The organism is Streptomyces sp. NPDC001407, from assembly GCF_042895325.1.
Taxonomy (GTDB): Bacteria; Actinomycetota; Actinomycetes; order Streptomycetales; family Streptomycetaceae; genus Streptomyces.
The window spans coordinates 228,309-241,833 of the sequence record NZ_JBIAWF010000005.1 but is presented as its reverse complement, the minus strand read 5'-3'; the positions used below and the strand labels follow the sequence as shown (position 1 = coordinate 241,833).

The 13,525-nt window shown below is 73.2% G+C and carries 11 protein-coding genes; 4 read left to right on the top strand and 7 right to left on the bottom strand.

Annotation, left to right across the window (positions count from 1 at the left end):
• Positions 1-6: 6 nt before the first annotated feature.
• The 5 genes from ACFY1P_RS10300 to ACFY1P_RS10280 all read right to left on the bottom strand — a co-directional run bounded on the left by ACFY1P_RS10300 (position 7) and on the right by ACFY1P_RS10280 (position 5,870).
• Positions 7-1,197 (bottom strand): globin domain-containing protein, encoded by a 1,191-nt coding sequence (locus ACFY1P_RS10300; RefSeq protein ID WP_390750384.1) that lies wholly within the window; start codon positions 1,195-1,197, stop codon positions 7-9.
• Positions 1,198-1,281: 84 nt separating this feature from the next.
• Entirely contained in the window at positions 1,282-1,734 is a 453-nt protein-coding gene (locus ACFY1P_RS10295; protein WP_390750383.1) for an RrF2 family transcriptional regulator, read from the bottom strand.
• A gap of 64 nt (positions 1,735-1,798) precedes the next feature.
• Positions 1,799-3,430 carry a histidine ammonia-lyase gene (gene hutH, locus ACFY1P_RS10290; RefSeq protein ID WP_390750382.1) on the bottom strand — a complete coding sequence of 544 codons (1,632 nt, stop codon included), beginning with the start codon at positions 3,428-3,430 and terminating at the stop codon, positions 1,799-1,801.
• 443 nt (positions 3,431-3,873) lie between these two features.
• Positions 3,874-4,704, bottom strand: coding sequence for a TIGR03619 family F420-dependent LLM class oxidoreductase (locus ACFY1P_RS10285; RefSeq protein WP_361534753.1), 831 nt, complete (start codon positions 4,702-4,704; stop codon positions 3,874-3,876).
• A gap of 146 nt (positions 4,705-4,850) precedes the next feature.
• Complete coding sequence (locus ACFY1P_RS10280) at positions 4,851-5,870, bottom strand: IPT/TIG domain-containing protein (RefSeq protein WP_390750381.1); 1,020 nt, start codon at positions 5,868-5,870, stop codon at positions 4,851-4,853.
• A 152-nt stretch (positions 5,871-6,022) separates the two neighbouring features.
• On the opposite strand from ACFY1P_RS10280, the gene ACFY1P_RS10275 reads away from it, so the two are divergent.
• From ACFY1P_RS10275 to ACFY1P_RS10260, 4 genes are all read left to right on the top strand, one after another.
• Complete coding sequence (locus ACFY1P_RS10275) at positions 6,023-6,922, top strand: SGNH/GDSL hydrolase family protein (protein WP_390750380.1); 900 nt, start codon at positions 6,023-6,025, stop codon at positions 6,920-6,922.
• Between the two features lie 885 nt (positions 6,923-7,807).
• Entirely contained in the window at positions 7,808-9,658 is a 1,851-nt protein-coding gene (gene ggt / locus ACFY1P_RS10270; protein WP_390750379.1) for a gamma-glutamyltransferase, read from the top strand.
• A 22-nt stretch (positions 9,659-9,680) separates the two neighbouring features.
• Positions 9,681-10,487: a maleylpyruvate isomerase family mycothiol-dependent enzyme gene (locus ACFY1P_RS10265; protein WP_361527707.1), complete on the top strand. Its 807-nt coding sequence runs from the start codon at positions 9,681-9,683 to the stop codon at positions 10,485-10,487.
• Between the two features lie 99 nt (positions 10,488-10,586).
• Positions 10,587-11,171 (top strand): Clp protease N-terminal domain-containing protein, encoded by a 585-nt coding sequence (locus tag ACFY1P_RS10260; RefSeq protein ID WP_361527709.1) that lies wholly within the window; start codon positions 10,587-10,589, stop codon positions 11,169-11,171.
• Here the strand turns inward: ACFY1P_RS10260 and ACFY1P_RS10255 are convergent.
• Complete coding sequence (locus ACFY1P_RS10255) at positions 11,159-12,607, bottom strand: NAD(P)/FAD-dependent oxidoreductase (protein WP_361527711.1); 1,449 nt, start codon at positions 12,605-12,607, stop codon at positions 11,159-11,161. The two genes, ACFY1P_RS10260 and ACFY1P_RS10255, sit on opposite strands and share 13 nt — an antisense overlap.
• 28 nt (positions 12,608-12,635) lie before the next feature.
• Entirely contained in the window at positions 12,636-13,463 is an 828-nt protein-coding gene (locus tag ACFY1P_RS10250) for an inositol monophosphatase family protein (protein WP_361527713.1), read from the bottom strand.
• Between the last annotated feature and the right edge of the window lie 62 nt (positions 13,464-13,525).

Genomic DNA, 13,525 nt, shown 5'->3' with positions numbered 1-13,525 from the left:
GGGCCGTCAGGCGCCCTCGCCCAGCCACAGGTCCGGGCCGAAGACCTCGTAGTGGATGTCGGCCGCCGCCACACCCGCCGCCAGGAGCTGGGTCCGGGCCGAGCGCAGGAAGGGCGGCGGTCCGCAGAGGTAGGCCGTGGTGCCCGCGGGGATGTCGACGAGCGAGAGGTCGGCACGGCCCGTCCGGTCGGCGGGGTGGCCGGCCTCCGGCTCCTCGTACCAGACGTGCGCGACCGCGTCCGGGAGCTTGGCCGTCAGCTGGCGGAGGTCGGTGCGGAAGGCGTGCGTCGACTCGCTGCGGTCGGCGTGGACGGCGATCACCCGGCGGGTGCTGCCGGTGGCCGCCAGGTGGGAGAGCATCCCGATCATCGGGGTGCAGCCGATGCCCGCGGACGCGAGCAGGACGGGCCCGTCGCCGTCCTCCAGGGCGACATCCCCGAACGGGGCGCTGACCAGCAGCGTGTCGCCCACGCCGAGCCGGTCGTGGAGGTGCTGCGAGACCTCGCCGTCCGGGTCGCCCGCCACCCGCTTGACGGAGAACTGGAGCGCGTCGTCGGGGTGGCCGGAGAGGCTGTACTGACGGATCTGCCGGGCGCCGTCGGGGAGTTCCACCTGGACCGAGACGTACTGCCCCGGGCGGGACACGGGCAGCGGACGCCCGTCCAGTGGCCGGACGAGGAACGTGATGACCTCGGCCGTCTCCTGGATCCGGCCGGTGATGACGCAGGGGACGCGGGTGTCGCCGTCCGGCGTGCCGGCCTCGGCGTAGAGGCGGGCCTCGATGGCGATGAGGGCGTTGGCCATCAGCCAGTAGACCTCGTCCCAGGCGGCGGCGACCGCGGGGGTGATCGCGTCGCCCAGCACGTCGACGATCGCGGCGAAGAGGTGCTTGTGCACCAGCGGGTACTGATCCCGCGTGATCCCGAGCGAGGCGTGCTTGTGGGCTATGCGCGAGAGCATCGCGTCGGGCCGGGTCTCCGGGTGCTCGACCAGCGCGGTGGCGAAGGCGGCGATGGCGCCCGCGAGCGCCTGGCGCTGGGTGTCGTTGGCCTGGTTGCCCCGGTTGAACAGGTCGCGCAGCAGTTCCGGTCGGTCGGCGAAGAGCTTGTCGTAGAAGAGCGGGGTGATCTCGCCGATGGCGCCGCCGACGGCGGGGAGGGTGGCGCGGACGATCTCGGTCGACCTGGGGGACAGCATCGGGGCTCCTTGACGCTCGATTTGAATTGGTATCCAAGAGTCGTATTTAACGGTGCGATGCGACCGCGAGGGGGCGGCCGGGGGTCACTCGCCCGGGCGGGTGCCCAGGCTCAGCAGGAGGGGGCCGGTCGGGGGAGCGGTCAGCTCCTCGACGGTGATCGGGTCCAGGGCGGCGAAGAACGCCTCCTGGGCCTCGCGCAGCGCGCCGCGCAGTCTGCACGCGGCGCGCAGCGGGCACGGCGGGTCGTCCTCGCAGCCGACGACGTCACCCGCGCCCTCCAGCTCGCGCACCAGGCGGCCGATCGAGGCCGTGCGGCCGGCGGCGGTGAGCGCGAGCCCGCCGCCCCGGCCCCGGCGGGCCTCGACGACCCCCAGGTGCTGAAGCCTGCTGACGACCTTGGCGGCGTGCGTGTACGGCACGCCGACCGCGCCGGCCACCTCGCGGGTGGTCGGCGCTTCCGCGCCGGCGGAGTCTCCGGTCACCGCGAGACGCATGGCGATGCGCAGCGCGATGTCGGTGCCCTTGGTGAGTCGCACGGTACGACTTTAGCTAATTGGAATCCGAGAGACCAATTAAAGGGGCGTCTTGAAGAGGGCCGTCTCAGCCGGTCACGGCCGCCTCGGCCGCGGCACGCAGGGCGCCGGAGCCGATGAGCGCGGCCACCCGCTGGATGTCGCCCTCCAGCGGACGGTCGCCCTCCAGCGCCGGGGAGACCGAGCGGATCAGGTCGTACGCCGCCCTGGTCGGGCCGCTGAGCACCTCGGTGCCGCGCAGGTCGGCGGCCTGGGCCAGGGCGAGCAGGTGGATGGCGGCGACCTGGCGGACCAGCTCGACGACCGTACGGGCGTCCCGCGCGGCGATGGTCGCCATGCTGACCTTGTCCTGGTTGTGCGCCTCGGTCGAGCGGGAGAACGAGGTCGCGGGCATGGTGTTCTTCAGCGCCTCGGCGGTGAGCCCGGAGGCGGCGATCTGCATGCCCTTGAAGCCGTGGTGCATGCCCGCGTCCCAGCTGTCCGCGTCGAAGTCGGGGATCAGGTTGGGCGTCAGGCCGTTGTTGAACTTCTCGTCCACGACCAGCTCCAGCTGGCGGTCGAGCAGGTCGGCGACGCTGGCGACCGCGGTCTTCAGCGAGTCCATGGCCTGGCCGACATGGCCGCCGTAGAAGTTGCCGCCGTTGCGGACGACGCCGGCGTCGATGTCGAACAGCGGGTTGTCGTTGGTGGAGTTGATCTCGATGTCCACCCAGTTCGTGGCCCAGTCCAGGGTGTCGCGGAGCACGCCGTTCACATGCGGCGCGCAGCGGATGGAGTACCGGTCCTGGATCGGCTCCTCCAGCTCGCGGAAGCCCGCCTCCGACAGCGACGCGTCGCGCTGCGCGACGCCCGGGTCGCGGTCCTCGGGGTTGCCGAGCAGCTCACGGATGGTGTGCGCGCTGCGCCGCGTGCCCGTGTGCGGCTTCTGGTCGAAGACGAACGGCACGAAGTGGCCGGGGTTGCCCTGGAGCACCTGGGAGGTCAGCGCGGTCGACAGGTCCGCCGCGAAGGCCAGCTCCGTGGCGTCGTGGAGGGCCAGCGCCGCGAACCCGGACATGAAGGACGTGCCGTTGACGAGCGCCAGCCCCTCCTTGGCCTCCAGCACCGCCGGGGTGAGGCCGGCCGCCGCCAGGGCGTCCGCCGAGCTCTTCTCCTCGCCCTCGTGCAGGGCCCGGCCCTGGCCGGTGACGAGCGCCGCGATGTAGCTGAGCGGGACGAGGTCACCGCTCGCGCCGACCGAGCCGCGCTCGGGGATGGGCGCCAGGATGTCGTGGTTGAGGCACTCGAGGAGCAGCTCGACGACCTCGGGGCGGACCGCGGAGTAGCCGCGGGCCAGGCAGTTGGCGCGGATCACCATCGTGGCGCGGATGACGTCCTCGGCGGCGACCGGGCCGATGCCGCAGGACAGGAAGCGGATGAGGTTCTTCTGGAGGTCCTCCGCCTTCTTCCCCGATATCTGCCGGGTGTTGCTGTCACCGAAGCCCGAGGTCACCCCGTAGACCGGGATGCCGGCCTCGATGACCTGCCCCTTCAGCTCGATCGACTTGAGCATGCGGCGCACCGTGTCCTCGGCGAGGGTCACGCGGGGCGCGTCGTCCTTCCCCCGTGCGGCGGCGACGACATCACTCACCGTCAGGGTGTGTCCGTCGATGGTGAGTTCGGTCTTGGACCGGGCGTCTGCTGCCGTGGAGCCATGCATGATGTGCGTAATTCCTTCCGTGGGGGCGGGGTGGAGCGGAGCGCGCCGGACCGGCGGGTGTGGCGCCGGTCGTTTCGCGTGCCCGTGTGACGCTTGTGGCGTGGGATCGGCTTTTCCGGGGAATGCGGCGCGGAGAGGAGCGGGATCGCGCGGTTTCACGGCTCGCGCCCGCGGCGTGCTGACGGCGATGCCGTCCACGCGGCTACAGAAGGGCGGAGCAGGAGCGGTGCGCGGCTCCGGCCGCCGGGACGACGGCGTGCTGAGAAGGCATCAGTTCGTCCCCCCGGTTCGAACTCGGCTGCAATGCAGCGGTATTCGAAAACCTATCAAAAGGGCCTGGAGCCACGGCTATGGCCTTGATCACAGGATGGTAATGCCGGGGAATTGGATCCGGCCATTGCCCGGGGAACCGGCCACGGCCGCGGGCACCGCACCCGCGCCGGTCAGCCGCCGGGAAGCAGCTCGGGCACCCGGGCCGCCAGCGTCCGCATGCGCCGCCCGAAGCCCTCGACGGGCCCGAAGTGCAGCCCCAGGTCCTCGGCGCCGGCCCGGTCCCAGTCCCGCACGCGCCGCGCCACCTCCCCGGCCGGGCGCGCGTCGTCGTTCCAGTGGTCCCGGGCCCCCGCCGAGACGTGCTCCCCGCCCAGCTCCCGCAGCCGCTCCCGGCGGGCGGTGAACTCCTCGGGCGTCAGGCCGACGCCCTGCCACATCTCCCCGACGCGCGCGGCCCGGCGCAGCGCCGCGTCGGAGTTCCCGCCGATCAGGAACGGCACGGGCGCGGCGGGCACCGGCTGGAAGACGGCGCGCCCGTCGAAGGAGCGCACGTCGTCCGCGTACGGCCCGCCGCCCCGCGTGTGCAGGTGGCGCACGATCCGCAGCGCCTCGGTGGTACGGGCGCCGCGCGCGGCGAAGTCCGCCCCGACGGCCTCGAACTCGTACGCCTCCCAGCCCGCCCCGACACCCAGCACGAACCGGCCACCGCTCAGATGGGCCAGCGTGGCCGTCTGCTTGGCCAGCACGAGGGGCTCCCGCAGCGGCAGGACGAGCACCGAAGTGCCCAGAGTGACACGGGTGGTGACGGCTGCCAGATGGGCGAGCGTCGTCAGCGGCTCGTACACACCGCCGTAGACCGGGCCGTACGCCGCGGGCGGCAGCACGTGGTCGGGGAGCCACACCCCGGCGAATCCCAGGGATTCCGCTTCCTGGGCGAGTTCCACGAGCCGCGCCGCGGGCATCGTGGCTGATTCGTCGGGAAGGATGACATGCAGTCGCACAGTGGCTCCTCGGTGAAACGGCGGTGACGATGTCAGCGACAACATCGCCAATTCACCGGGGATTCCGGACGGGTAGCCTTGAATTCACGCACCACCTCCGCGAAATCAAGCCCGCCCGGTGCCTGTCCACGGTGCGAATTACCCGCTCAGTTCGCCGCGTACGTGAAACGCGCCGCCGCGCCCACCGCGCTCGTACCGCCCGCCGTCTCCACGGTCACGTCGACCGTGCCCGTGCCGGCGGGGGAGACCGCGCTGCAGTAGTCCCGCCCGCAGGAGGAGTGTTCGGCCGGCCGGCCTCCGAATCGCACGGTGCCGTGGGTCAGATCCGTGCCGAGGACGGCCACCGCCGTCCCGCCCGCCGCAGGCCCGCCCCGCACGGACAGGTGCTGGACGACGGGCGCGGGCGGGGCCGCCGGCCCGGGGCCCGTGTACGTGAACTGCCCGGCCTCGGCCGCCCCTCCCGGCGTGAGGACGTCGAGGGGAACGGCACCCGTGCCGCCCGGGGCGACCGCCGTGCACGTGGTGTTCGTGCACGACGTCCGCGCCGCGTCGTCCCCGAACAGCACCACCCCGGAGTCCAGGCCGAAGCCCGTGACCGTCACGGTGGTCCCGCCCGCCCCCGGGCCGGTGACCGTGTCGACCCCGCTCACCACCGGCTCCGGGGCGGCCACCGGGGGCTCGGACGGGCCGTCGAGGGCGTATGTGGAGACGTTGTTCTGCGGGTTGACGTCCTCGGCGTTGGCGACGGTCGCCCTGATCACCCCGGACGGAGCGGCGGTCCCCGCGGTGACCTGCACCTTCATGAAATGGCTCCGGCCGGGCACCATCGTGCCGACGTAGGTGGCGTCCAGGTGGCGGCCGTCCGGCGAGACAGTCTCGGTGAAGGTGTAGTCGTAAGGCGTCGAATACATCAGCGCGCCGCTGGTCGTCACGCCGGGCGGGAGGTCCACGGTGAGGTGGGTCACCCCCGTGACGTCCTGGGTTCCCTCTGACTTCCACGACACCGAGAAATTGCCGTGGTCGCCGGGTCTCGTCGGGTAGTTGCCCGCCTGTCCCACGGACACGTCGGGTCCCTGGACGGGTTCGTAGGCCACCGCGGAGGGTGCCGTCACCAGAGCGATCGTGGCGAGCGTGGCCGCCACACAGGATGCTGCTATGCGAGTCATCACATGGCCCGTCATCGCCCGGTTCGCCCGCCCCGTTACGGCTCCCGCGCCACGACGGCGTCATCGAGCCACATTGACAGACGGTCACCACGAAGCGAGTCTTGCGACGCATTGACGGTCGAACGGACCGTGGAACGACATCGGAGGCACTGGTGGCACAGGTACACAGACGCGGTGGGCAGTACGGCAAGGCAGTGGCGGCGTTCGGCGCGGCCGCGGCCCTGGCGGCCACGGCCGCCACCCCCGCGACGGCCGCCGAGGCCACGCCGGGCAGCGGCGGCGAGCGCTACGTCGCCCTCGGCGACTCCTACACCTCCGGCCCCGGCATCCCCCAGCAGTCCGGCGGCGACTGCCTCCGCTCCAGCGTCAACTACCCGGCGCTGACCGCCGCGAAGCGGCACGTCGCGACCTTCAAGGACGTCAGCTGCAGCGGGGCCAAGACCGACGACATGTGGCGCGCGCAGGGTGCGAACCCGGCGCAGCTCAACGCCCTGGACAAGCGCACCACACTCGTCACCGTCGGTATCGGCGGCAACGACATCGGCTTCAGCGACATCATCGGCACCTGCGCCAAGCTGTCCCAGACCGACCCCACGGGCGCGCCCTGCAAGAAGCAGTTCACCGACGCGGACGGCAGCGACCAGCTCACGGCCCGGATCGCGGGCGCCTCGCGCAAGATAGCCGCCGTCCTCCAGGCCGTGCACCAGCGCGCACCGCGCGCCCGCGTCGCGCTCGTCGGCTACCCCTCGATCATGCCGGACAGCGGCATCGGCTGCTTCCCGGCTGTGCCGATCGCGGCGGGCGACGTCCCTTACCTCCGGGACACGGAGAAGGCCCTCAACGCGATGCTGAAGCAGCAGGCGGACAAGGCACATGTCCGCTACGCCGACACCTACGGGCCGACGGTCGGTTACGACACGTGCGCCCCCGTGGCGGATCGCTGGATCGAGGGTGTGCAGCCGGAGAGTCCGGCGGCTCCTTTCCACCCGAACGCGAGGGGTGAGGCGGCGATGGCGACGGCGGTGCAGACGACGCTGGGCGGCACGCGCTGAGACCAGCGGTGCGGGGGCGGGGCCGGGTTCGCGCCCTGGCCCCGCCCCTTCCCCACTGGGGCACGCGCCCCAGCTCCCGGCTTGTGGGCGGGTGGGCGCGCTGCGGCGGGCTTGTTCCCCCACCCCGCCCCTTCCCGGCTGCACCTGATGGGCGGCTCCGCCGCGTGGGGGGCCTGCGGCGCTTTGTTCCCCTACCCCGCCCCTTCCCGAAACTGGGGGCAAGCCCCCAGACCCCCTGACCGCGCTTCGCGCGGTGTCCTCAAACGCCGGACGGGCTGAATCGCGCGCCCCAAAACTGGGGCTCTGCCCCAGACCCCGGACCTGCACGCCCGTTGCCGCCTGCGGCGGGAGCTCCCCCAGCTACCGCTGGGAGGTGCCCCCAGCGTGCGCGTCCTCAAACTCCCCCAGCTACCGCTGGGAGGCGCCCCCAACAGGCTGAAAGACAAAAGCATGGCGCACCCGGGCTGGAATGAGCGCCCCGCACGGGCGAAAAGAAGGACGCGGCGCACCTCGCAACCCGCACTTGCCCTCCGGTGGGAGGGGGTGGGGTCGGAGGGTGGGGTTCTGGAACGCGGTGCGACTTCACGGCACCCAAAACGCAGAACGGTGCCCGCACCGCGTTCCAGGTCCTCAGCCCGGAGGCCCCACCCCCGGCACCCACAACCACAGCCTGGCCGGCGTTTGAGGCCGCCCGCCGCAGGCGCAACGGACCCGCACCGGCACCCACCACCACAGCCCGGCCGGCGTTTGAGGCCACGCCCGTAAGGGCGTCCCGCCGCAGGCGGAAACAGAAGGAAGACGCCGTCCCACGACAGGCCCATACCCGTGGCGCGCCCAGCGAGCCACGGGTAGGCTCCGGGCCCCGCGACCCGCAAGGAGGTAGGGATGGTCCGCGCGAGAACGCCCCGTCGGCACCTGCCCAAGCTCGCCACCGCCACCACCGCCGGCCTGATCGGCCTGATCGCCGGCCTCGGCCCCACACCCGCCACCGCCGCCGCGCCCGCCGCCGCACCCGCACCCACCCCCGCCAAGACCCCCGTCGCCGCCGGTTACGGCGGCGCCGTGGCCAGCGTCGACGCGGACGCCTCCGCCGCCGGCATCGAGGTGCTGCGCAAGGGCGGCAACGCCGTGGACGCCGCGGTGGCCACCGCGGCGGCGCTCGGTGTCACCGAGCCGTACTCCGCCGGCATAGGCGGTGGCGGCTACTTCGTCTATTACGACGCGAAGAGCCGCCGCGTCTCCACCATCGACGGCCGCGAGCGCGCACCGCTCAGCGCGGGCAAGGACCTCTTCCTGGAGAAGGGGAAGCCGCTCCCGTTCGCCGACGCCGTCACCAGCGGCCTCAGCGTCGGCACCCCCGGCACGCCCGCCACCTGGGACACCGCGCTGCGCTCGTGGGGCAGCCGCTCGCTCGGCCAGGTGCTCAGGCCCGCAGAACGCATCGCGCGCACCGGCTTCACCGTCGACGCCACCTTCCGCAAGCAGACCGCGGACAACGAGTCGCGGTTCAAGGACTTCCCGGCCACGGCGGCGCTCTACCTCCCCGGCGGCCGCCCCCCGGCGGTCGGCAGCACGCTGAGGAACCCGGATCTGGCGCGTACGTACGAGCAGTTGGGCCGGCAGGGCACCGGCGCCCTCTACCGCGGCGACCTGGGCCGCGACCTCGTGCGGACCGTACGCAAACCCCCCGTCGACCCGAAGTCCCGCCGCGTCGCCCGCCCCGGCGACCTGACGGAGCGGGACCTGCGCGCGTACACGGCCAAGGAGCAGGCCCCCACCCGTACGGGCTACCGCGGCCTGGACGTGTACGGCATCGCCCCGTCCTCCTCCGGCGGCACGACCGTCGCGGAGGCCCTCAACATCCTGGAGCGCGGCGACCTCTCCCGGCTGAGCGAACAGACCTATCTGCACCGCTACATCGAGGCAAGCCGGATCGCCTTCGCCGACCGCAACCGCTGGGTCGGTGACCCCACGCAGGAGAAGGTGCCCACCAAGGCGCTCACCTCGAAGGCGTTCGCCGCCTCCCGCGCCTGCCTGATGTCGGACGACCACGTCCTGACCAGCCCGCTCGCACCAGGCGACCCCCGCCACCCCGTGCCCTGCGGCACGCGCGGCAAGGCGGCGGCCACCCCGTACGAGGGCGACAACACCAGCCACCTGACCGTGGCCGACAAATGGGGCAACGTCGTCGCGTACACCCTCACCCTCGAACAGACCGGTGGCAGCGGCATCACCGTCCCCGGCCGCGGGTTCCTGCTCAACAACGAACTGACCGACTTCTCCTTCGTGCCCGTCACCCCGGGCGTCCACGACCCGAACCTGCCGGGGCCGGGCAAGCGGCCGCGGTCCTCCATCTCGCCGACGATCGTCCTCGACCACGGCCGGCCCGCCTTCGCGCTCGGCTCGCCCGGCGGCGCGACGATCATCACGACCGCCCTCCAGACCCTGCTCAACCACGTCGATCGCGGCATGTCCCTGGTCGACGCGATCGCCGCGCCCCGCGCCAGCCAGCGCAACGCGACGAAGACCGAGCTCGAACCGGCCCTGTGGAACAGCCCGTTGCGCGGCAAGCTGGAAGCCATCGGCCACGCCTTCACGGAGAACCCGGAGATCGGCGCGGCCACCGGCGTGCAACGCCTGCCCGACGGCCGCTGGGTGGCCGCCGCGGAGAAGGTGCGGCGCGGCGGTGGCTCGGCGATGGTGGTGCGACCGGCCGGACGGCTTCCGGCGCACTGAGGGTGCGTGGCAGGGTGACGCCATGGACTCTCTCGCGCAGTTCCGCCGTGAGGCGCAGGCGTTCGAGGCCGTGGTGCGGCGGGCCGCCGGGGCGAGCGCGGCGCCGGTGCCGACGTGCCCCGCGTGGTCGGTGGCCGACCTGACCCTGCATCTGGGAGCGGTGCATCGCTTTGTGACCGGTGTGGTCAGGGAGGGGGCCGGCGCGCCACCGGCCGGGCTCTCCCTCTCCCTCGGCCTCCCGTTCCTGCGGCTCCCGGCGGGCCATGCGGGCTGGCCGGAACCGGACCGGGCGCCGAACCTCGGGCCGGTGCCGGAGAACATGGCCGACTGGTTCGCGGCCGGGGCCCGTGACCTGGAGGAGGCGTTCCGGGAGGCCGGTCCCGCGAAGAGCGTGTGGTCGTGGGCGCCCGACGGGAGCGTCGCCTTCTGGACGCGGACGCAGGCCATCGAAGCGGCCGTGCACCGCTGGGACGCCGAGAACGCGATGGGCACGGCCCGGCCGGTGGACGAGGAGCTCGCGGCGGACGCCGTGGCCCAGATGTTCGAGGTGACGGCACCGGCCTGGCGTGCCTGGGCACCGGCCCAGGCGGGGGCGGGCGAACGCTTCCGGTTCCGGCGGACGGACGGCACGGGCGACTGGACCGCCCGGTTCGACGGCGACGCGATCCACCTCACGGAGGGCGCCGATCCGGGCGCCGACGTCGAACTGGCCGGTACGGCCTCGGACCTGATGCTGTTCCTCTGGGGCCGGATCCCCGCCGACCGGCTCGATGTGACGGGCGACCGGGGCGTGCTCGACCGGTACTTCGCCCTCGTCCCTCCCCGGTGACCGCCGGGCCCGGCCCCGCCCGCGTGTCACGGTAGGTTGACGTGCGGGTCCGTGACGTCGGCCGGGCCCACGGCGAGCACTTCAGGAGATAGGCAAGGCATGTTCGAGCGGATGACGATGAACGCGCGGATGGCGGTCATACGCGCCCAGGAGGTCGCCCGGGAGCTGGAACACCCGTGGATCGGCAGCGAACACCTGCTGCTCGGACTCTTCCGCGAGGGCTGCGTGCCGCCCGCGCTGACCCGCTACGGCATCGCCGCCGACGCCTGCCGGGAGGCGCTCGTCGCCGAGGTGCGCGGCGGTGCCGGCCTGGCCGCGGGGGACGCGGCGATGCTGCGCCAGTTCGGCATCCTGCTGCCCGGGGACACCGCCCCCGAGCCCAGGCAGCGGCGGTCGTTCTTCGGCCGCCGCAAGGCGGAGCCGCGGGAGGACCCGGCCGTGGTGCGGGCACGGCAGATGCAGCAGCACCTGCCGTTCACGCTCAACGGCAAGAGGGCGTTGGAGGACGCGGGCGACGTGCCCGTGCCCCAGGGCGACAGCCGCATCGCGCCCGAGCACGTGCTCTACGGCATCCTCGACCCCGAGGACGAGGTGATCGTCCGGATGTTCCGCCGGATGGGCACGGAAGCGAAGGCCGTGCGGGCGGAGGCCCTGGCCGACCTCGTGCGGTACTACGCCGCGTAACCCGCGCCGGCGGCCCGCCCCCGGCGCCCCCCGAGCTGGCGCCAGACCGCCCGCGCCGCGTGGTGCCCGCACATGCCGTGCACCCCCGGCCCGGGCGGCGTGGACGAGGAGCAGAGGAAGACGTTCGGGCGGGCCGTCGCGTACGGCACGAGCGCCGGCTTGGGGCGGATCACCAAGCGGAGCCCCGCCACGGAACCCGAGGCGATGTCGCCGCCGACATAGTTCGCGTTGCGGGTGGCCAGCTCCGGCGGTCCGGCCGTCGCACGGGCGAGCACCAGGTCGCGGAAGCCCGGTGCGAAGCGCTCGATCTGACGCTCAATCACCTCGGTCGCGTCGCCCCGCCAGCCGTTGGGCACGTGTCCGTACACCCAGAAGGTGTGCTTGCCCTCCGGGGCGCGGGTGGGGTCGATGATGCTGGGCTGCGCGGTGATGAGGAAGGGGACCGAGGGGTCGGCGCCGTGGAGCGCGGCGCCGAGGGCGGAGCCGATCTCCTCGTACGTCGGGCCGACATGGACCGTGCCCGCACGGCGCGCTGCCTCCGACGCCCACGGCACGGGACCGCTCAGCGCGTAGTCGATCTTGAAGACGGCGGGGCCGTAGCGGAAGTTGCGATAGGCGTCACCGAGCCCGGCGATGCGGGCGAGGGCCGTGGGCGAGGTGTCGAAGACATAGGCGCGGGCGGGCGGGAGGTCGTCGAGGCGCTTGACCTCGAAGCCCGTGTGGAGGGCGCCGCCCTGTTCCCGTACGTACGAGCCGAGGGCGTCGGCGATCGACTGCGAGCCGCCGCGCGGCACCGGCCAGCCGCCCGCGTGCGCGGCGAGCGCGAAGATCAGGGCCATGCCGCCGGTGCCGAAGCCGCTGAGCGGTGCGATGCCGTGGGCCGCGAGCCCGGCGAACATCGCGCGGGCCTTCGCGTCGTGGAAGCGGCGCGTCAGCAGGGCCGCGGGCTGCGCGGCGAGCAGGGCGAAGCGCGCGTAGAGCACGGGGTCGCGCGGCAGCCCCTGCCAGGCGGTGCGCAGGAAGTCACCGGCCACCGCGTCCCAGTGCCCCTGGAAGGGCGCGACCAGCCGCCGGTACGTGCCCGCGTCGCGCGGCCCCAGCGAGTGTGCCGTCTCCCCGACGCTGTGGGACAGGACGGCGGCGCTGCCGTCGGGGAAGGGGTGCGCCATCGGCACCTCGGGGTGGATCCACTCCAGGCCGTGCCGCCCCAGCGGCATCCTGGTGAAGGCGGGCGAGCCCGCCGCCAGCGGGTGCACGGCCGAGCAGGGGTCGTGGCGGAAGCCGGGGAGCGTGAGCTCCTCCGTGCGCGCCCCGCCGCCGATCCCCTCCGCGGCCTCGAACACCTCCACGGCCAGGCCCCGGCGGGCCAGCTCGGCCGCCGCGGTGAGCCCATTGGGCCCGGCACCTACGACGACCGCGTCGAGCATGGTGGGCACCGGACGCAACTCCCCTCGTCCCCGTGGATCAGCCGGCGGACGCCAGCAGGCCCAGGATATGCCGGAGCGTCACCTCGTCCCGCGCGGCGGCGAACGGCAGGGCGTTGCCGCCGGCTATCCGGAACGGCTCGCCCGCGACCGTACCGCTCGCGCCGCCCGCCTCGGCGACCAGCAGCAGCCCGGCGGCGTGGTCCCAGGCGTTCTCCCAGGAGAAGGCGAGCGCGTCGATGTGACCCCGCGCCACGTTGAGGTATTCGAGCCCGGCCGAGCCGCAGGGGCGCGGTGCGACGCCGTCCGTGCGCAGCGCGGCCAGGACGCGCTTCTGCTCGTCGTTCGTGAAGTCGTAGTGCGAGGTCGCGACTTCGAGGACCTTGCCCGGCTCGGGCGAGCCGGAGCGCAGCGGGGTGCCGTTGAGCGCCGCACCGCCGCCGCGGCGGGCGGTCGCCATCAGCTCCAGAGCGGGCGCGTACGTCCAGGAGGCGAGCAGCTCGCCGTGGTGGGCCAGGCAGACGAGCGTGGTGAAGCCGGGGTCGCCGTGGACGAACTGCCGGGTGCCGTCGACCGGGTCCACGATCCACACCGGGTCGGTGCCGCGCAGCGCGGTGAGGATGCCGGGATCGGCGTGCACGGCCTCCTCGCCGACGACGACGGAGCCGGGCAGCAGGGTGGTGAGCGAGGCGGTCAGATGCTCCTCGGCGAGCCGGTCGGCGACCGTCACCAGGTCGTGCGGCCCGTTCTTCTCGACGATCTCGTCGGCGGCGAGCTGCCGGAAACGCGGCATGATCTCGGCGGCGGCCGCCTTGCGGATCGCCTCCTCGACGTTGTTCAGATCACCTGCGAGAAATTCATCGATCATGCGTCCATCGAACCACGCCCCACCGACATCCGGGGGCGTGGTCATGGCCACAGAATGTCTTC